At 40.4% G+C, this 18,939-nt stretch carries 18 protein-coding genes and 2 pseudogenes; 3 read left to right on the top strand and 17 right to left on the bottom strand.

What is annotated here, in order from left to right; all coding sequences use genetic code 11:
- Positions 1-7: 7 nt before the first annotated feature.
- From FXW34_RS17800 to FXW34_RS17780, 6 genes and pseudogenes are all read right to left on the bottom strand, one after another.
- Positions 8-451 carry a YaaR family protein gene (locus tag FXW34_RS17800; RefSeq protein WP_147535403.1) on the bottom strand — a complete coding sequence of 148 codons (444 nt, stop codon included), beginning with the start codon at positions 449-451 and terminating at the stop codon, positions 8-10.
- Between the two features lie 74 nt (positions 452-525).
- Positions 526-1,446 carry a methyl-accepting chemotaxis protein gene (locus FXW34_RS23730; protein WP_425457449.1) on the bottom strand — a complete coding sequence of 307 codons (921 nt, stop codon included), beginning with the start codon at positions 1,444-1,446 and terminating at the stop codon, positions 526-528.
- 711 nt (positions 1,447-2,157) lie between these two features.
- Positions 2,158-2,661 (bottom strand): annotated as a pseudogene (locus FXW34_RS23725) (MCP four helix bundle domain-containing protein); the annotation flags it as partial.
- 78 nt (positions 2,662-2,739) lie between these two features.
- Positions 2,740-3,219, bottom strand: coding sequence for a chemotaxis protein CheW (locus FXW34_RS17790; RefSeq protein ID WP_147535402.1), 480 nt, complete (start codon positions 3,217-3,219; stop codon positions 2,740-2,742).
- Positions 3,220-3,304: 85 nt separating this feature from the next.
- Positions 3,305-3,730, bottom strand: coding sequence for a chemotaxis protein CheW (locus tag FXW34_RS17785; protein WP_147535401.1), 426 nt, complete (start codon positions 3,728-3,730; stop codon positions 3,305-3,307).
- A 21-nt stretch (positions 3,731-3,751) separates the two neighbouring features.
- Entirely contained in the window at positions 3,752-5,815 is a 2,064-nt protein-coding gene (locus FXW34_RS17780; protein WP_147535400.1) for a chemotaxis protein CheA, read from the bottom strand.
- A 260-nt stretch (positions 5,816-6,075) separates the two neighbouring features.
- Here FXW34_RS17780 and motA point away from each other — a divergent pair, with 260 nt between their 5' ends.
- The 3 genes and pseudogenes from motA to FXW34_RS17770 all read left to right on the top strand — a co-directional run bounded on the left by motA (position 6,076) and on the right by FXW34_RS17770 (position 7,690).
- Positions 6,076-6,867 (top strand): flagellar motor stator protein MotA, encoded by a 792-nt coding sequence (gene motA, locus FXW34_RS17775; protein ID WP_147535399.1) that lies wholly within the window; start codon positions 6,076-6,078, stop codon positions 6,865-6,867.
- A 16-nt stretch (positions 6,868-6,883) separates the two neighbouring features.
- Positions 6,884-7,004 (top strand): annotated as a pseudogene (locus tag FXW34_RS23720) (flagellar motor protein MotB); the annotation flags it as partial.
- Positions 7,004-7,690: an OmpA/MotB family protein gene (locus tag FXW34_RS17770; protein ID WP_425457448.1), complete on the top strand. Its 687-nt coding sequence runs from the start codon at positions 7,004-7,006 to the stop codon at positions 7,688-7,690. The pseudogene FXW34_RS23720 and the gene FXW34_RS17770, both read left to right, overlap by 1 nt.
- A gap of 524 nt (positions 7,691-8,214) precedes the next feature.
- Here FXW34_RS17770 and FXW34_RS17765 read toward each other — a convergent pair.
- The 11 genes from FXW34_RS17765 to FXW34_RS17715 all read right to left on the bottom strand — a co-directional run bounded on the left by FXW34_RS17765 (position 8,215) and on the right by FXW34_RS17715 (position 18,920).
- Entirely contained in the window at positions 8,215-8,610 is a 396-nt protein-coding gene (locus FXW34_RS17765; protein ID WP_147535397.1) for a flagellar protein, read from the bottom strand.
- 225 nt (positions 8,611-8,835) lie between these two features.
- Positions 8,836-9,198: a response regulator gene (locus FXW34_RS17760; RefSeq protein WP_147535396.1), complete on the bottom strand. Its 363-nt coding sequence runs from the start codon at positions 9,196-9,198 to the stop codon at positions 8,836-8,838.
- 27 nt (positions 9,199-9,225) lie between these two features.
- Complete coding sequence (gene fliY, locus FXW34_RS17755) at positions 9,226-10,365, bottom strand: flagellar motor switch phosphatase FliY (protein WP_147535395.1); 1,140 nt, start codon at positions 10,363-10,365, stop codon at positions 9,226-9,228.
- Position 10,366: 1 nt separating this feature from the next.
- On the bottom strand, positions 10,367-11,341 hold the full coding sequence (gene fliM / locus FXW34_RS17750; protein WP_147535394.1) for a flagellar motor switch protein FliM: 975 nt from the start codon (positions 11,339-11,341) through the stop codon (positions 10,367-10,369).
- Between the two features lie 26 nt (positions 11,342-11,367).
- Positions 11,368-11,793 (bottom strand): flagellar basal body-associated FliL family protein, encoded by a 426-nt coding sequence (locus tag FXW34_RS17745; protein WP_147535393.1) that lies wholly within the window; start codon positions 11,791-11,793, stop codon positions 11,368-11,370.
- Positions 11,794-11,853: 60 nt separating this feature from the next.
- Positions 11,854-12,756 carry a flagellar hook-basal body complex protein gene (locus FXW34_RS17740; RefSeq protein WP_147535392.1) on the bottom strand — a complete coding sequence of 301 codons (903 nt, stop codon included), beginning with the start codon at positions 12,754-12,756 and terminating at the stop codon, positions 11,854-11,856.
- A gap of 35 nt (positions 12,757-12,791) precedes the next feature.
- The gene (gene flgD / locus FXW34_RS17735; protein ID WP_147535391.1) at positions 12,792-13,229 is read right to left on the bottom strand and encodes a flagellar hook assembly protein FlgD; all 438 of its coding nucleotides are present in this window, start codon (positions 13,227-13,229) and stop codon (positions 12,792-12,794) included.
- Between the two features lie 17 nt (positions 13,230-13,246).
- Positions 13,247-15,967, bottom strand: coding sequence for a flagellar hook-length control protein FliK (locus FXW34_RS17730; protein ID WP_187119013.1), 2,721 nt, complete (start codon positions 15,965-15,967; stop codon positions 13,247-13,249).
- Positions 15,968-16,393: 426 nt separating this feature from the next.
- Complete coding sequence (locus tag FXW34_RS17725; protein WP_147535389.1) at positions 16,394-16,975, bottom strand: MotE family protein; 582 nt, start codon at positions 16,973-16,975, stop codon at positions 16,394-16,396.
- A gap of 101 nt (positions 16,976-17,076) precedes the next feature.
- Positions 17,077-18,114 (bottom strand): protein-glutamate methylesterase/protein-glutamine glutaminase, encoded by a 1,038-nt coding sequence (locus FXW34_RS17720; protein WP_147535388.1) that lies wholly within the window; start codon positions 18,112-18,114, stop codon positions 17,077-17,079.
- A gap of 5 nt (positions 18,115-18,119) precedes the next feature.
- Positions 18,120-18,920: a CheR family methyltransferase gene (locus FXW34_RS17715; protein WP_147535387.1), complete on the bottom strand. Its 801-nt coding sequence runs from the start codon at positions 18,918-18,920 to the stop codon at positions 18,120-18,122.
- Between the last annotated feature and the right edge of the window lie 19 nt (positions 18,921-18,939).

Here is an 18,939-nt window from a genome sequence, read left to right as displayed (position 1 = left end):
AGAAAGTTTAAGTGTAAAGATTGATTAATAAGCCTTTGATTTCGCCAATTCGCTCTAGAATTGAGAGACTCGTTGTTTGTTCGTCTAACACATGCTTCGTTAATTCCATTAATTTTGTATCAATTGTTTTGATGGTTTTCAGTGTTTTGCTTCCGGCATATGGGTCCCATGTTTCGGATTGGTGTAGCTTAACACCGTGCTTGGATACCTCATTCATGTATTGCTTGACCAAATCCTTGTATTTGCGCAATTCATGAAAGGTGCGCTTCTCGCTTAAGGTTTGACCTTGCTGCTCAATGTTTTGCAGTAGCTGCTGAAGCCGGTCCTGGGTTAATTCCTTTGAGTAGCTGCCGATGATTTTTTGAAAAGAAGTATTGCTGGTGGTAGACCGATCAGATGGTGTCAGCTGCGGGTCACTAACATTTACCCGAACAGGTTCTTGAATTTTCATTAGTCCACCTCCTTTAGAAAAGCGGAAGCGCCTCCGCAATTAAGCGAAAGCGTTCCATAGAATTGTAGTAATAACTATTTCAACTTCTCAACCTGAACTTCAACATCGTGAATTGCTTCGGCAACTCCTTCTGCTTCTTTCGTTTGCGTTTCAATGCTGGCATTTAGCTCGTTAGTTTGCTTACGGACTTTAGAGATTTCTGATGAAATTTCTTGTCCAAAGCGAGCTTGGTCGTTTGTCACGACGGTGATTTCTTTGACCATGTTTTTAATTGCATTAAGGTTGCGAACGATTTCCTCAGCTGCCAATGCTTGCTCGCGAGTTGCCGCCGTAACTGAGTTTGATTGACTAGATACGTCTTCAACTGAAGTAACAATTTCACGGCCGCCTCTAGCTTGCTCAGCAGTAGCAGAAGTAATTTGTTGAACTTGGTTTTTGATATCCATAATACCTTTAACTACTTCTTGGGCAGTTAACGATTGTTCTTTTGTTGATTGCGTCATTTCTGATGCTTTATGGGCTACGTTTTCAACCGATTTCGTAATGAGTGCAGTGTTCTTTGATTGTGTTTCGGTTACTTCAACGATTTGATTCATTTCTTCACTCATAATAGTGATGCCTTGCGTGATTTTCTTAATGGCTTCATTCGTTTTATCAGCAAGCTGGTTTCCAACCTCAACCTTATCGGCACCGCTCTTAATCGAGTTGACTGCCACTACGGTTTCATTTTGAATACCTTTAATTAAGTTAGCGATTTCCTTCGTCGCTTGGGCGCTTCGTTCCGCAAGCTTTCTTACTTCATCAGCCACAACGGCGAAGCCTTTTCCGTGTTCGCCAGCACGGGCCGCTTCGATTGCTGCGTTAAGTGCCAGCAAGTTTGTTTGACCAGCAATATCATCAATCGTTTCGATAATGCTGCCGATTTCCTCAGAACTCTTGCCGAGGTTAATCATCACATTGCTAGCTTGGTTGATTTCTTTAGAAATTTCCTTCATTGCATTTAATGTTTCATTAACGGTCCCAGCACCTTCAACTGCATCCGTTTTAACAGATTGGCTAAGCTCGTTCATTTTATGAGTGCTTGATGCAACCTGTTGTACTGAGGTAATCATTTCTTGAACTGATATTGATGTTTCATCTGCGGTTTTTAATAGACTTACAGCACTATCAGAAACAACATCGATTGATTTACTCATTTCTTCGATTGAGGCAGAAATTTGTTCAACGCCCGCACCAACATTTCCAGCATTACCAGCTACTTGTTCGATAGAAGCCATCATTTCTTGAATAGCGTTGGAACTCTTATCTGCTGCATCTGACAGGTGGTCGGCACTTGTTGCCACTAAGCTGATTGTGCTGCTCATTTCTTCGATGGCTGCTGAGATTTCGTTGACGCCAGAAGTTGTTGTGGTTGTATTTCCGGCAACCTCCTGAATCGATGAAACAAGTTCATTTAATGAATCACTTGTCTTATCCATTGAATCATCAAGCGTATGCGCCGCAACCGCTGATTGATCGATTGACTTCTTGATTTCGTTGACGGAGTTGGTTGTGATTTCTACATTTTTCACTACTGCATTTACGGAACGACGAATTAATCTTGTCATGATAAATGAAATAATGATTGAGAAAATTCCAGCACCGACGGAAACTGCAATATTTTCAATGACTGCTTTCATCGCAAAATCTTCGGAATCTTTGATAAAGTTATCCGTATCTTTATTAACATCCTCAGAAAGCGCGTGTAATGCTGCGACTGCGTGTTCACCTAATGGAGCCATTTCGCCCATTAATTCATGAACAGCTTCATAGTCATTGCTTAATGAACCATCAAAATAATCTGGGAAACTAGCGGTATATGCTTCAAAATCATCGCTAAAGTCGTTTAAACGCTTACTATTTTCATCCGTTAAATCAAGCTCTTTCATTTCCTTGATTGTGTTTCGTACATCCTCAATATCTTCATCTATAAAGGTTTTCATTGTGTTTTTGTCTGCTAGTTCGTGCTCATAGGCATGCTTTGTTACGTACAAGCGGACCCGAGTAAAATCCTCTTTAATGTTACCGACAAGTTCAACTTTTGCCGTTTGTGTATTACCTAAGTAATCGACTTGTTCCTGTAAATCACTAATGCTTAAGTATGCAACAAAATTTAGTACAGCAAAGAAAGCGATGATAACTAAGTAACTGCCCCATTGTTTAAAACTCATCGATGTTTTATGAAAAATTTTGTTAAACATTTCTCTCACTCCCTGTTGTAGCCGCATTGACACGGCCCTCTTTTGACTTTACAGCATATCTTTAATCAGTTTTAGTTCATCCAGGTTGGTTGTATCTTCTAGTAGCTGTTCAATATCTAGGAGAATTAATAGTCGTTCTTCAAGTTTGGCAATTCCTATTAGATAGGATACTTCTCTCGTTTCAAGTAAATGTGGCTGCTGGATGCTAGTAGCAGGAATGTCTAGGACTTCTGTTGCTGCATCCACTAGTAGACCAATTGAGTGATTTTTGACTTGGACGATGATGATTCTGGATGACTCACATTCGGCAAAGGCCTTTCCTGTTAAAGCAGCCCGTAAGTCTACAACAGGTATCACTTCTTCGCGGACATTCGTGACACCTAATACGTATGGTGGACGGTTCGGGTAGGAGGTGATGCTTTGCATCCGCTCGATTGAGACTACTTGGTTGATGTTGATTCCGTAGTCTTCTTGTCCGACTTTAAAGATAAGTGATTTTGCGTCTTGGTAGGTAGTTTGAATATCCATATTTGTCCTCTTTTTCAAATATTTTTATTCTTTCGGTTTGCTAATTGTTGATTTCCGCTCCAGGCACTGCGCTCCAATCAACAAATTAGTTGTAAAGTTCTTTAAGCAATTCATCCAAATTCAGTAAGATGATTAGGCGGCCGTTGATTTTAGCTATGCCTTGGAAGTATTCGGAGTCAAAGCCGCTGTTGGCTGCTTGATCAATACAATCTGGGCTTACGTTTAAGACGTCGCTTGTTTCATCAACGATTAAGCCGAGCTGGCTGTCACCGTAATTGATGATGATGACTCTAGAATTTTCCGTGTATTGAGTGTGTCCCATGCCGAGCATATTCTTTAGTTCAATAATCGGCGTGACATTTCCGCGCAGATTAATGACCCCTTTTACAAAAACCGAGGCATTTGGAACTCTTGTTGTATGATTAATCCGTTCAATCGATTGAACGTGAAATATATCGAGACCATACTCTTCTTTTCCTAATTTAAATGCGACTATTTTTGAAATTTCCATGTGCTGTAAGATTCACCCCTTCTAATTAAAAAACTGGTTGGAGTCGATGATTAAGGCCACTTCGCCGTTTCCGAGGATTGTCGCACCGGAGATGGCGTATAAATTCGTTAAAAATCCGCCTAGGGATTTTAATACGACCTCCTGCTGACCTAATACTGAATCAACAACGAGTCCAACTGTTTGCGTCCCTTTTCGAACAATGACGATGAAAATTTGTTCTTGTTCGATTTCCTCTTCGAGCGGCGGAACGTGAAAAACTTCATTTAAGTATATGAGTGGTAAAACCTGTCCACGGAATTGGAAAACTCGTTTTCCATGAAGAGTCGCAACTTGTTCTGGTGTTAAAGTGGTAATTTCCACGATTGAGCTAAATGGAATCGCATACGTTTCGTCCTCTACCTTCACGAGCATCGAATAAATAATCGATAGTGTTAATGGAAGCTGGACGCGGAAGGTTGAGCCTTGGCCTGGTGTTGAATCCACCGTAATCACGCCACCTAGCGACTCAATTTTTGTTTTTACAACATCTAGACCGACCCCACGACCAGAAATATCAGACACCTTTTCAGCCGTACTAAAGCCAGAGGCGAAAAGTAGGTAATATACCTGCTGGTCAGTGAGTGCTTTTCCTTCTTCGGCAGTTACTACACCTTGTGAAATCGCCTTCTGCAGCACTTTTTCACGATTAATACCATGTCCATCATCACTAACCTCGATAAAGACATGGTTGCCGCCGTGATATGCCTTGAGTAGGATTGTTCCTTCTTCAGGTTTATTGTTGGCAATTCGTTCTTCAGTGGTCTCGAGCCCGTGATCTAAGGCGTTTCGCAACAGATGCACCAATGGGTCACCGATTTCATCGATTACCGTCCGGTCGAGCTCCGTTTCAGCGCCTTCAACGATTAATTGAACCTTCTTGTTGAGATCTTTAGCAAGGTCGCGGACCATGCGTGGGAAACGGTTAAATACTTGATCAACCGGCACCATTCTCATATTTAAGATTAGTCCTTGAAGGTCAGTCGAAATTCGCGCCATATGTTCAACGGTTTCAGTTAGGTCTGAAATTTCCGCTCTTCTCGAAATTTGCTCTAATCTGCCGCGGTCGATGATAAGCTCGCTGAATAAATTCATCAATTGGTCAAGCTTCTCAATATCGACCCTGATTGATTTTGTTTTAGCTTTCTTTTGCTTATGTTCAGTTTCTGCTTTCGCGGGAGGCTGATTCGATTTTTCCGAATCTGTTTGAATCGTTTTTGATACTTCAGCTGTCTCAGATGTATCTGGAGATTCAAGTTCAACTGTAACAGCAGTTTCGCAGATATGATGCTCATCATCACTTCTGTCAATTACACTGACTTCTTTTACCTCCATGACATTAGCCAATTGAGCTTTAACCTCTTCTGCCTGTAGCGGAGAAATCAATATCATTATGAAAGAGTTTCCGAAATCCTCCGTTTCAATTTGCTCTGCCGGAGGACTTGTTTGGATGATTTCACCCATCTCCTCAGCGACTTGGATGACCATATAGGCCCGGACATTTTTCATCAAACAATTTTCTTCAAAGCTGACTTTAATTTGATGAGTAAAATTGCCCATCTTTTGCGCTTCTTTAATAAGCGATATAACAAATTCATCTAACTCAAGCTTCGGTTCTTGCTCCATAGATTCTTCGACTGCAGACACTGGGTCAGCAGGCTTCGCTTGAGTGCCATCCTTTATTTTTGCTAGCTCATTTACTACTTCGGTAACATTTTCCTTGCCGTCCCCACCATTTTCGATGCTGACTACCATTTTTTCGATTAAATCAACGCATTTGAAAATGATGTCCATTAGATCTGTATTAATGCTGATTTTCCCATTCCGGAGAAGGTCCAAGACATTTTCCATTTGATGTGTCAGTGAGGCTAAATCTTCAAAGCCCATTGATCCGGCCATGCCTTTTAGTGTGTGGGCCGAACGAAAGATTTCATTAACTATGTCGGTATTTTCTGGTTCAGACTCCAGCTTTAGCAATTCATCATTGATAGATTGTAAATGCTCTTTTGACTCTTCTAAAAATATTTCTAAGTATTCGTTAAAGTCCATTTTAAACTCCCTTCGCAGACCTTCATCAAATGTAATTCCCCGGATAATGGAATTTTATAAAAATGTTGATAAATATACACTTTATATTAGCATATTTTTTGATACGATTGAGTGTTTATTTTGATAGTTTTTGTTAAAATTACACTGTTATAAAGGCATGGAAATGATTACAACTTCAACTATCAAACAAATAGTTGTGTTATCAAAAAATATCCAATAAAATAATATTGATATCATTTTTTCATAAAGGGGGTGCCAAATTGAAAGATCCATCAACACTCATAGGGATTATTTTGGCGCTTGTTGCTATTGGGGTCGGAATGGTGATGAAAGGCGCCAATCTAGTTTCTCTCGTGAATAACCCCGCAGCATATTTAATTATTATTGGTGGTACAGCAGCGTCTTTATTTGTCAGTTTTCCCTTAGTTGAAATAAAAAAGCTGCCAGTGTTATTTAAGATCATTTTTGGAGGAGGCAAGCCACTTCCTTCAAAAATTGAACTCATTGATACATTCACTAAATGGGCATCAATCGCTAGAAAAGAAGGCCTTCTCGGACTTGAAAGTGAAATCCAAAACGTTGAAGATTTGTTTTTAAAGCAGGGACTTGAAATTATCGTTGATACGACTGATTCCGATTTTGCTAGAGATGTGTTATTGGAGAAGATAAGTGCTATGCAAGAGCGCCATCGTAAAGGTGCTTTAATTTTTTCTCAGGCAGGTATGTATGCCCCAACTCTTGGGGTTTTAGGAGCGGTAGTAGGTCTTATCGCCGCATTAGGCAATTTAGCAGATGTTGAAGCACTTGGACACTCAATTGCCGCAGCATTCATCGCCACATTATTAGGGATTTTCACCGGATATGTGTTATGGCATCCAATGAGTAATAAATTGAAGTTAATCTCCAAGCAAGAGATTGAAATCCGACAGATAATGGTCGAAGGACTTCTATCTCTTCAGGAAGGCATCACTTCAAGACAATTGGAGCACAAGCTAAACGTTTACTTAGATCCAGTCGAATTAGAGAAGAAAAACCTAGGTTCTGCATCGTAATTTTGGAGGGTTTCCAGTGGCCAGAAAGAAGAAATTAAAGGAAAATCATGAAGATGATCATATTGATGAGACGTGGCTGATTCCTTATTCTGATTTGCTCACTCTGCTTCTCGCCCTGTTTATCGTCCTCTTTTCAATGCGTTCTGAGGATGTTGACAGAACCAATTTATTATTTGATTCCCTCAATGAAGCGCTAAATACGTTTATGATTTTCGAGGGTTCAGGTGGGGAACAAACTCCTGGGGAACCTAACAAACAACCGGTGACAGGAGATGAAGGAACAGAAAAACAGCCAACCGGATCTGAGGATGAAAAAACCGATCAGGATGATGAAAAGAAGCCTCAGAAAGGGTTTTCTGTCAATGATAAAAATGAGCAACAGCTGCAAGACCTAATGACTGATCTTCAAGAACACATTGAAGCAAACAATCTTAATGCAGAAATGTCATTAACTGATATTTCATCAGGAATTCAAATCACTCTTAGGGATAAAATAGTGTTTGACTCAGGTAGCGACCATATTCAAGTCAATTTCATTCCAAGTTTGGATGAGATAACGCGGATAATAGCGAAGCTGGATAATCCAATTATTATTGAAGGACATACCGATAATCGACCAATCCACAATTCACGGTTCACCTCGAACTGGGAGCTGTCAGGAGCACGGGCAGCAGCGGTGCTGCACTATTTCCAAAATAACGGAATTGATCCAAATCGCTTGCGTTTCACCGGATATGGCGAATTTAAGCCAATTGCCGGAAATGACACACCACAAAACAGAGAATTAAACCGAAGAGTCAATATCATTGTGCTTCGGAAATAGCAAAATCGCCAATGCTCACTGCATTGGCGGTTTTTTTTGGTTGGTTGGGTAGGTGGGTGGGATTTTAGGAGGAGGGATGCTGCCTTTTAAGTGAACTATTTTTTGGTGAAATTCTAAAATAGGGGCACTTATATCGCGTTTAAGTTACCTCTTTTTTGAATGACACTGGAAATAGGTAACTTATATCGCCTTTAAGTGACCTCTTTTTCGCGTGACACTGAAAATAGGTAACTTATATCTTCTTTAACTGACCTCTTTTACACCCAAAAATGAAATTAGGGCACTTATACCCTGTAAGCGACCTCTTTTTCGAAATTGAAAATAGGTAACTTATATCGCCTTTAACTAACCTCTTTTACACCCAAAAATGAAATTAGGGCACTTATATAGTTTAAGTGACCTCCTTTTCGAACGAAACTGAAAATAGGTAACTTATATCGCCTTTAACAGACCTCTTTTTCTCCTAGCAATGAAAATAGGGCACTTATAACGAATATAAGTACCCTCCCTTCATATTGTAATGATTAATCACGATAGATTTTGTAGCTGCTTGGGCGATTGTCGTCCTTTTTTTGATTTTTTTCGAACTCTACCTTTTGAGCCAATTCTGTTACATTTTTTAAACAGCTTGGACAGGTTTTGCCTTGCCGAATTTGTTTGCCGCATTGGTCGCATGGATAGGACAAATTAGAAAATTGACCAATGATAATCCTGTTCTCCATGATAAATTGGCGGATTTGGGCAATTGAAACCTCTGCGCCCTCACTTAGTTCTTTTATATTGCAGCCAGGATGGTCCCACAAGTATCCTGAAACTTTACGGAAATCTTCTTCCTGCTTTTCATAGCAATCATCGCAAACTTTTCTTACTTTTAAAAATAGCTTCCCACATTTTGGGCAATTCCCCAGCTTCGAAACCAAGCTACTCTCCCCTTCTTGAAAAGCGTAAGCGCCTTGCTCAGCGGTGTATGGACTGGAGCCATCCCGACTGAGATAAAGGAAACACGGTGAGCACGATAGTGCGAATCGCTGTTGACTTATCGTAGGGAGGGAGGGTGAAGTCCACTAGACGCTAGGCGCTGGAGCTAGACACTGTTCTAGTTAAACGCTTTTTTCTATATTTTCTTCAGTAGGCTATGTGGTTTGCTACCTTCCTAATACTTTATTAATAGATTCCATTACTCTGTCAGGTTGAAATGGCTTAACAACAAAGTCCTTTGCACCCGCTTGAATCGCTTCAATTACCATTGGCTGCTGACCCATTGCTGAGCACATAATGATATTTGCTTGCGGGTATTCAGCACGAATACCTTTGACTGCTGTTATTCCATCCATTTCTGGCATCGTAATATCCATTGTTACTAGATCTGGCTGAAGCTCGCGAAATTTCTCAATACCTTCGATACCATTCGCTGCCTCACCCACTACTTCCATTCCATTTTTCGATAAGATATCTTTTAACATCATACGCATAAAAGCCGCATCATCTACGATTAACACTTTTGCCATCGGCATAATCCTCCATTAAGTAAGTATCTATTTTGTCATATTTGATAAACGATCAGCTGGGCTGATTATGTCTGTTATCCGGACACCAAAATTTTCTTCGATGACCACAACTTCGCCCTTCGCGATTAATTTATGGTTTGCCAGAATGTCAACTGGTTCACCAGCCAATTTATCTAAAGGAATTACCGCTCCCGGTCCTAACTCGAGGATCTTTTTAATCGGAAGCTCGGTGCGCCCTAATTCAACCGTAATACCTAAAGGAATATCAAATAACATATTTAGATTATGAACGCCCTCAGGTGACCGAGCCGGCTCAGAAAATGAGGTGAATTCTACCTTTTGCACATTAGCATTCACTTTTGGCTGAGCTGTAGCCTGTACTTGTGGCTCTGGCCGCATATTCTGGTACTGCGGTGGTGCTTGAGTTTGTCCGCTTGCTTGTGTTACAGGTGGAGTCTGCACAGCAGGTTTAACTGGTTCCGGGTCCGATTGTCCCCCACCAGTTATTTTTCCAACCATTTCCTTAGCAAAAGAAATCGGGATTAACTGCAGCATATTAGAATCAATTAAATCCCCAACTTTTAGTTGAAAAGAAACCTTTATGAGAATATCATCATTAATTTCTTGCATTTTATGAAGCGGAACATCCATTAGATCAATCTCTGGTGGTGAAATATCCACCTTCTGATGAATCATCGTCGACATCGACGTGGCTGCTGATCCCATCATTTGATTCATCGCTTCCTGGACTGCACTTAAATGAAGGTCGGTTAGCTCCGGCTCTAAATTTGTGCCATCCCCGCCCATCATTAAGTTAGCGATAATTTTCGCATCATTTTCCTTTATTAATAACAGGTTTTTCCCGCGTAAGCCTGTCGTATAATCAACATGGATAGCTACTTGTTTTTGATCGACCAGCTTGTCGATTTCATCATGCTCAAAAACCGTGAGCTCAGGTGTGGTAATCACCACTCGCTGATTTAATAGAGTCGAAAGAGCGGTGGTCGAACTACCTAATGATATATTTCCAATCTCCCCAAGGGCATCGACTTCCATTGGAGATAAATAATCTTCAATCTTTAGCGCTGGTTTAGCATCAGCACTCGCACTGGCAGCTTGATTAAACAATGCATTAATCTCATCCTGTGATAGCGAACCTTCATTCATACTATGAATTATCTCCTTCCGTATCGATTACTTGGTCGATTTGTATAGCGTAATGATTTTTTTGGATACCAGGATTACCGAGAAATCTCGTCCTTTGACCAACCTTGACTTGGACTTTTCCAGCTTCAATTCCGATCACATCGCCTATCTGTAAATTGAGTACATCTGAAATAGGTATCTTCGCTCTACCTAATTCAGCTATCACAGGCACATTGACATTATCTAGGCTTTGCTTAATCACTTCCTGTGATGGAGAATTTGACTTCGCTAGCGACGATAGCCATTGCTGCGATGATAATTTTGATAGGACTGGCTCCAATATTAAATGTGGCAAACAAAGGGTCATCCGACCTGTAATCTCTCCAATTGTGGTGTGGAGAACGATAATAATAACCGTGTCATTTGGGGCAGCGATTTGGATAAACTGTGGATTTGATTCAATCCCTTCCCAATTGACGCGAATCCTTTCAATATTTTCCCAAGCATCTGAATACAAATTGAATGCACGAGAAAAGATTCTTTTCATAAGTACTGTTTCAATTTCTGTCAACGAACCGTTTCGATTCACAGGATCACCTTGTCCGCCCAACAACCTTTCTAATACCGCATAAGTAACCTGTGGATTGATTTCCATGACCATTTTTCCATCCATTGGTTGTACGGCAAACACGTTCAAAACCGTTCGCGAGGGGATGGACGCGATGAATTCATGGTAGGTTACTTGGTCTACCAAGTCGATCTCAATTTGAACGTAGGTTCTTAGTTGAGCAGAAAGGTAAGTTGTGAACAAGCGTGCGAAGTTTTCATGAATACGCGTAATGCTGCGAAGCTGGTCCTTAGAATACCGCATCGCGCGTTTGAAATCATAAACCTTTACTTTATCCTGTTCCTCTGTAACATCCGATGCATGTATTTCTCCACTCTTAATGGCTGATAACAAAGCATCTATTTCTTGTTGCGATAATACATCTGACAAAGGTATCCCCCTAACTCTTCCGTGAGTTATTGAATGATCTTATCCGTCGTATACACTCTTAACACTGTCCCACTTTGGAGCAGTTCATTAAGTTGATTTTTCATTTCCTCTTCAAACTTGATCATTCCTTCTGCACTTTTTGCCTCTTTTTCAGTCATCGAGGCTGCCTGGCTCAGAACGATATTGCGGATTTGAAATTCACGCTGAGTAAGCTCCTCAACTGCATCCTTCGAGCTGACCTGAATCCTGAAGCGCAATTGAATATAGCCACCTGAACCTAAGTTCGTAGTAATCATTTCCGTTTCTACGCTTGTTTCCAGTATTTCATCAGCCGAAAGCCCTTTTGGAGTCTCTTCTTTTTTAGTGAATTGCGTTAAACCAAACCATATGACCCCCAGCAATACAATTGCTGAAAGGGCCATGATTACAATGACTTTTAATTTGGCTTTCATGTAATCTCCTACCTTTTTACAAAGGGAGGCTAGTGAACTCCCAATGATATCCTCTCTATGTTATCGTTTTAAGTTAACGACTTCTTCAAGGATTGAATCTGATGTCGTAATCATTCTGGAGTTTGCTTGGAAACCACGCTGAGCAACAATCATTTCCGTAAATTCTTCCGTAAGGTCAACGTTGGACATTTCTAGTGAACCAGCATAAATCATTCCACCCTCAAGTTCCGCAATTCGTCCAAAATCAACCTTTCCAGAGTTTCCGCTCTCTTTATACATAGTGTTTCCTACTTTTGTTAAACCAGCTGTATTGGAAACTGTACCAGTGGTAATAGAGATATTTTCCGGATTCGCTCCAGTGCTTAGGTAATACTGTCCACCGGCATTTCTTGCAAGTTTACCGATTGCCCCCTCAGAATCAACAACATTAATATAGCCATCTACATCAATTGAATAAGAGGTAAATTTATTCCCAGTTACCTCATCACCAACAATTTTGATAGAAAACTGATCTAATGATCCTGGACCACCAGTTGTACCTGACAAATAATAGCCATTGGAAGTTACTAGATATCCTTCTGAATCACGAGTAAAGTTACCAGCCTTCGTTAATAAATTTGTATCTGTATCAAATCCAGTCTTTTTAGGACCGACAACAAAATATGCATCTCCATCAATCATTAAGTCTGTTCCGATATAAGTCGTCATTGGGCTTCCTGGAGTGTGAAGTGTTTCGATTGCCCCAACCTTAGATCCTAAACCAATTTGCATTGGGTTACTTCCTCCACGATCATCCTGTGGCGGTGTTGCACCAGCAATATTTTGATTCATAATGTCCTGGAACATTACCCGACTTTTCTTAAAGCCTACTGTATTAACATTGGCAATATTATTCCCAATTACATCTAGTTTTGTTTGAAAACCTTTCATACCTGATACGCCAGAGTATAGTGATTTTAACATTGATTCGTCCTCCTATGGTTTCGAAATTAGTTTGATTAGATGGTTTCTTCCGTCTTCTGCTTAATCTCAGTTACTGCTTCAACTGGAACCTTTTTATCTCCGACTATATAAAAATAACTACCGTTTTGTGTGGAAATCCCGGATACTTCACCTGTTTTTGGTTCAATTGCTCCCTCAGGCGTCCAAGTGACTTCCTTCCCAATCGTTGCTGCAAAATTACTCATTTGATTGCTAGAGAATTTCGCAAATGCCATATTTAAATTGGTTAATTGCTCCAAGGAGCTAAACGTGGCCATCTGCGCAATAAAATCCTTATCCTCGAGCGGACTTGAAGGATCCTGATTGGAAAGCTGCGTTGTTAAAATTCTTAAAAAGGCATCCTTGCCCAAGTTGCTTTGTTCTTCATATGATTTAACATTGTTGAATTTAGAATAATTTTTCGCAACGTTTGTGACATCAACCCAATTAGCCATTAATAGTTGGCTCCTTCCTATGCCGTAAAATCAATACGTGAAGCTGTACGCACTTGCGTTCCTCCGTATGTATACGACGGCATCGTATTGTCCCGCTCTACTGGATTTTGACCAATATCCTTATCGGTGGTATTTGACGCAGCTTTTGAAGCAGAATGAGGCTCCTGTTCATGATGCTGATTGTATTGCTGCTGATTGCCCCCGCCTTGTGAGAAGGTTGTGTTGTTGTTTCCTTGATTAAACTCCTGTGCAGTTGGAACGTGTTGAATGATTTCGATTTTTTGAACCTGCAAACCTTGCTGCTGCAGTGCTTGCTTTAGCATGGAAAGTTGACCCTCCAATGCTTCTTTTGCGACTTGTGTATCGGTTACGATTTGCGCTGTAATCTGACCTTTTTGTGCAGCGATTTTGATTTGAAGTTGACCTAAATGCTTAGGATATAACGAAAATCTAGCTTCACTAAGTCCAGATAGGTCTTTTGAAATCTTGAAAAAACGTCCCATCCATTCGCTTACTTCAGGCACAAAGCTTGCAAGCGTTAGCGTTGCCGTCTGTTGTGTTACTACTGTGTTGGCGTTGCTGTTTCTAATTGGTACCGCTTCTCTTTGCTGAAGCTGTTGAATTTCGGTTACCTCCTGTTGTTGCACATCAGAAGTAATCATTTGCTCTGACGGTGGAGGTTGGTTTGTCTGGACTTCGCTTTTTGGTGCAGCTATAACAGACTCGATTGCAGAGGTCTGATTATGCTGCTGGTTATTTATATTTTCTGCCTTTGCAGTGTTTGTTGGTTGTACTTGAACTGCCTGAATTTCCTGATGTGGTACTGTATTAAGAATACCTCCATCTATTTTTCTTTTTTCAGGTGGTAATGAAGCATCCATAAAAGTTTGTACTCGACTTGTTGTGATTGGGTCGATTGATTGCTTTTGTGGATTTTGTATAACCTCGTTGCTAACTTGTTCCTGTGAAGTAAAATGATTTATTTTATCCTGTTGAATTAAAGTTTCAGGTGTTGTTGAGTTTGCATTTTGTGTTATTCCAACCTGAATCGTGTTATTCTGCTCAGTTTTAGTGTTAACTGGTGGAACTTCAATATCCAAGTTTGTTGGTGTAGTCGAGTTCCTTGCATTATTTTGACTAGATGCTGTATTTTGCTCAACTGGATCAGTAGTGATCTTACTAGAATCCGACTCTGTTACTTGAACTGCTTGTAGTTCATCTATGATTGGTTGGTTGATTTGCTTTGGAATTTGAATACCATCGATTTCCTCGGTAACAAAGCTACCACCAATCATTTCAGTCGCAAGTGTTGGTTCTTGTAACGGTTTTACATTGCTATTATTGATAATGTTGTTCCTCAGCATTACAGGCCGCACCATTTGAAAATCCGGCTTCGCAAAGGCGATGTTGTTCATGAAGCTCTTATCGAGATTAACATCGCTAGAAAGCTTAGGTACTTGTCTAGAAAAATGAGGATTGAAGAGAGCCTCATTTGTAGGTTTTGTATTGCTAACTGGACTTAAGTCCTTTTCTTCTATCCCAAACAGACGCAGGATTTGTTCCAAAATGTTTGTGTGCTCAGGAGCTAACCTTGGGTCTGTGGTTTGGTTGACTGGTATCGCCACCGCTTGCTCAAGTATTTGACTTGTGTTTGTTATTGAACTATTAGGTACAGTCGCAGTCTTAGGGACTGTACTTGAGTCTGCATCACGACTGGTTGGTACAGTCGCTTGTTCAAGAACTAGCCTCGAGTCTGTACTTGGACTGTTTGATACCACCACTTGTTCAGGGACTGGACCCGAGTCTGTACTTTGGGTATTTGATATCGCCAACTGCTCAAGGACTGGCCTTGTGTCTACTGTTGTATTATTTCGTATATTCACTTGCTCAGGAACAGACTTCGAGTCTGTTGTTTGAGTGATTGGTATCGGCTCTTGCTCATGTGCTTGTCCTGTGTTTGCGGTTTGCCTATTTGGTATTGCTGTTTGCTCAGTGTTTGCAGTTTGCCTATCTGGTATTGCTGCTTGCTCATGAACAGGTTCCGAATCCGCAGTTTGATTGTTTAATATTCCAGCTTGGCTTGGAACTGGTCCTGATACTGACGCTTGACTGTTTGCAGTATTCACTTGTTCCTCAACAGGCTGCGGGGCATCAAGATATTCGGTTTGCTCAAGTTGCCCCTGAATCTCTATCGATATATTTTGATTTATTTTTCCTAGAGTTGTTAAGTTATTTGCAAACTGGGTAATTTTATCAATTAATTGTTTCTTTTCTAAATATGATAATTGCTCAATGCCCCCAGCTTTTTGTAGCCATTGTCCTAAATCGGCATGAACCTCGCCGATGACCTGTTGGATGGATTGACCCACCATACCTTCAGACTGGCTCATCGAAATCGAGATTAACCCATCTTTAAAATGGCCTGTTGGTTGAATGTTTGGCAGCACCTGCTGATAAAGTCCAAAAAGCTCATGAAGAATGGTATCTAATTGTTTCCAATCTTCTTCAGAAAGACTGTTTGGATTTTGCAAGATGTCTTCTGTCATTTCAGTACCGTTTATGGAAGGCGTTTTTTCACTAACGCCATTCTCATCTGGTACCTGGACCATATTAAATAAAGAGAGGATTTGATCAAAAGATTTCGACTCAGCATTAGCTGGTACGTTGTTCTTTTGTTGTGTGTCTTTGTTTGATTGTACAGCGAGATTTACTTTGATCATTAGTTGAGTAGGCTCCAACATCCACCCTCCTTTTTAATAGGTTTTTTTATACACAATTACTATACAATTATAACTTAATGCAATGCGATAGTCATGGGAATTTTTGATTGTTATCAAAAACAAAATTGTTCATATTGATTATTTTTGATTATTTTTTATTGCGGAAAATAGCAATGGATTGGTAAAAATGTGGGATTGGTTACATAATTACGATTTTAGAGAGGGAGAAGTTACCAATGAAGTTGATTGGTGACAATTTGAACTGGTTTCAAGCCGAAGGTGTTACCAATAGACCCGATTGGTGACAATTTGAACTGGTTTCACGCCGAAAGTGTTACCAATAGCCTTGATTGGTGACAATTTGAACTGGTTTCAAGCCAAAAATGTCACCAATACAAAAAAAAGAGCCTACCAAATTCCACTATTTGGATAAGCCCTTATCATTTAGTCCATTTGCGTGATAATCCAGCCGGCGATGTCCGGATTGAGGAGGACAATCACCTTTGAGGCTGTTTTTGGATCAAGCTTTCGAAATTGTCTTAGTACCTCTTCACGATCTTCGATGCCTTTGAAGATGATCGCAATTTGTTCTGGCTTTAAATTAGCGTAAATTTCAACTGATGATGCTATGTTCGAATCTTGATTATTATCTTCAATTTGTGATGAAGTTGGATTATTATCATTGTTTCCGCTGCTTGATTCAGTATCATTTTTATTAGAGTATGGTACTTCCTCATTGCTTGTTTTTGTTTCAGTTGTTGATTCCGTATCTGTTTCTTCCTTTTCAGTTGGAGGTGCTGTACTTTTCGGAGCATCAAATAGAGCAATCAATGGTTGTGCGACATTTCCAACCGTCTTTACTTGTGTCTGAATATTAACCCCTGCAAAGTGTAAAAGTAACATGACTAAACCAATACCATATAGTGTTGGCACCAAAACTAAAACAATAAACTTTATGAAAATTCCTGCTTGCGCCGGCTTTTCCTCAATAGCCTCTTTTACAACTTCTAATTTTGGGGCTTCCATATTTTCGCTCCCTTTCTACCACGCTTCTGTCATTCCTTTCCGCCAACACCCCTTTGGCTTTACCTTGAAAGGATACGTGCTCTAGCTGCCAATCAAATTGTTTAAATGTAATTCATAATCTCATGATACATTTGTGTTACTGAAAATTGACCGTCTGCATAACCTGCCTCAAGGACAGCTTTTGGCATCCCATAAATGACACACGAGTCCTCGGCCTCAACAAACACATTGCCATTGAAACGCTTCACGAGCCCACAGCCCTGCATACCATCTGTTCCCATTCCGGTTAAAATAACCGAAAGTAACTTGTCTTCAAAGACTGGTGCTGCAGAACTTAATGTGATATCGATACACGGCTTGTACAAGGATGAATCATCTGCATGATTATCGACTTTGAAAATTACAGTACCTTCTTTTGTTTTCAAGAAACGAGTTTGTAAGCCTGATGGCGCAATGTAAATCGAACCTGGCTTTAATTCTTGACCATTTAACGCTTCCTGTACTTTAAGTTGACATAGGGTATCAAATCGCTCTGCTAAAGGTGTCGTGAAACCTGGTGGCATATGCTGACAAACAACAATCGGAATCGAAAAACCCTTTTGGAAATGGGGAAGGATTGCTTGCAATGCTGAAGGACCTCCAGTAGAACAACCAATAATAATTAGTTCTGGTTTTGGATGCGCTCTTTTCCCGAGAGCGCTTCCGCCTAAATGTACCTTTTTAGCACCTAAAGTCATTTTCGAATCAACGATTGACTTAATTCGAAGTAAAAATTCCTGTATTTGCGTGCCATCGCCATTGACGTTTAATAGGTTTTCTTTTAGAAAAAAGTCTACCGCTCCTAATTCTAGTGCTTTTAATGTTTCCGCTGCCCCTTCTCCGGTATGGGAGCTGAGCATGACAACAGGAACAGGTGTGTTTTTCATGATGATTTCTAATGCCTTTAAGCCGTTCATAACAGGCATTTCAACATCCATCGTGACGAGGTCTGGCTTGAGTCTTTCAACCTTTTCTACAGCTTCCTCTCCATTTCTGGCGATACCAACCACGAAAAAGTGCGGGTCATTTTCTAGTATTTTGCTTATCCCACGCCGCATGAAGGCGGAATCGTCGACCACTAATATTCCGTACTTTTTCATGTGTTTCAGTCCTTTCGATAGTAAATACTCTTATCTGAATTGATTTTGTTCATGCCGAGATTACCTTCAGTGATAGACTCAGCATGGCCAAGGAATAAATAGCCACCATGAATAAGGTTTTGAGTTAAGCTATTAATCACCTGCGTTGTCGTATCGTGGTCAAAATAAATCAGGACATTTCGGCAGAATATTACGTCAACTTCTCCGATTTCGGCAGCTTTTTTCTGATCAAGAAGATTTAATTGCTTAAACTTTACCATTCTTTTAATGGAATAATTGATTTGATAGCCACCATCAACATCTGAAAAATACTTTTCTAAAAGATGTGCTGGAATGCGACGGAACGAAAAAGCCGCTTTGTTGTACCAACCCTTTTGCGCTTTTTCGAGGACCTTTTTGTCGATATCAGTAGCAATAATCTCCACTGCACCTGGAAGAAATAACCCCGTCTCGTGGAGCAACATCGCAATCGTGTAGGGCTCTTCCCCTGTTGAGCAGGCCGCACACCAAATCCGAAGCGGACGATGGATATATTTTTTCATAGTAGGTAAAATATCGTAGCAACAATGGTTTAATTGGTTTTCCTCACGATAAAAATATGTCTCGTTGATCGTTAATAAATCAACTAGAGCATCCCATTCGCCGGGTGTTTCCTCGAGATAGCGACAATATTCCCAGTAAGATAGTCCCAGACGCGAGACATGCTCCGATATCTTTTCCTTTAAAGTGCTCAGTCTGTCAGCATATCTCAGCCCGCAATAATCTTTTATGAGCTGGCTAAGAGTTTGTAGCCCTTTATCTTCCATTATCCTCACCTAATTAACA

Source organism: Bacillus marasmi (assembly GCF_902168435.1).
GTDB lineage: Bacteria > Bacillota > Bacilli > Bacillales > Cytobacillaceae > Bacillus_BU > Bacillus_BU marasmi.
Note: the sequence above shows the minus strand (reverse complement) of the source record. Positions and strands in the feature narration are given on the sequence as shown.

Excerpts from the sequence above, each read along its gene's own strand:
- FXW34_RS17800 (WP_147535403.1), bottom strand. The coding sequence starts at position 451 with ATGAAAATTCAAGAACCTGTTCGGGTAAATGTTAGTGACCCGCAGCTG.
- FXW34_RS23730 (WP_425457449.1), bottom strand. The coding sequence starts at position 1,446 with ATGAAGGAAATTTCTAAAGAAATCAACCAAGCTAGCAATGTGATGATT.
- FXW34_RS17790 (WP_147535402.1), bottom strand. The coding sequence starts at position 3,219 with ATGGATATTCAAACTACCTACCAAGACGCAAAATCACTTATCTTTAAA.
- FXW34_RS17785 (WP_147535401.1), bottom strand. The coding sequence starts at position 3,730 with ATGGAAATTTCAAAAATAGTCGCATTTAAATTAGGAAAAGAAGAGTAT.
- FXW34_RS17780 (WP_147535400.1), bottom strand. The coding sequence starts at position 5,815 with ATGGACTTTAACGAATACTTAGAAATATTTTTAGAAGAGTCAAAAGAG.
- FXW34_RS17770 (WP_425457448.1), top strand. The coding sequence starts at position 7,004 with ATGCGTTCTGAGGATGTTGACAGAACCAATTTATTATTTGATTCCCTC.
- FXW34_RS17760 (WP_147535396.1), bottom strand. The coding sequence starts at position 9,198 with ATGGCAAAAGTGTTAATCGTAGATGATGCGGCTTTTATGCGTATGATG.
- fliY (WP_147535395.1), bottom strand. The coding sequence starts at position 10,365 with ATGAATGAAGGTTCGCTATCACAGGATGAGATTAATGCATTGTTTAAT.
- FXW34_RS17745 (WP_147535393.1), bottom strand. The coding sequence starts at position 11,793 with ATGAAAGCCAAATTAAAAGTCATTGTAATCATGGCCCTTTCAGCAATT.
- FXW34_RS17740 (WP_147535392.1), bottom strand. The coding sequence starts at position 12,756 with ATGTTAAAATCACTATACTCTGGCGTATCAGGTATGAAAGGTTTTCAA.
- flgD (WP_147535391.1), bottom strand. The coding sequence starts at position 13,229 with ATGGCTAATTGGGTTGATGTCACAAACGTTGCGAAAAATTATTCTAAA.
- FXW34_RS17725 (WP_147535389.1), bottom strand. The coding sequence starts at position 16,975 with ATGGAAGCCCCAAAATTAGAAGTTGTAAAAGAGGCTATTGAGGAAAAG.
- FXW34_RS17720 (WP_147535388.1), bottom strand. The coding sequence starts at position 18,114 with ATGAAAAAGTACGGAATATTAGTGGTCGACGATTCCGCCTTCATGCGG.
- FXW34_RS17715 (WP_147535387.1), bottom strand. The coding sequence starts at position 18,920 with ATGGAAGATAAAGGGCTACAAACTCTTAGCCAGCTCATAAAAGATTAT.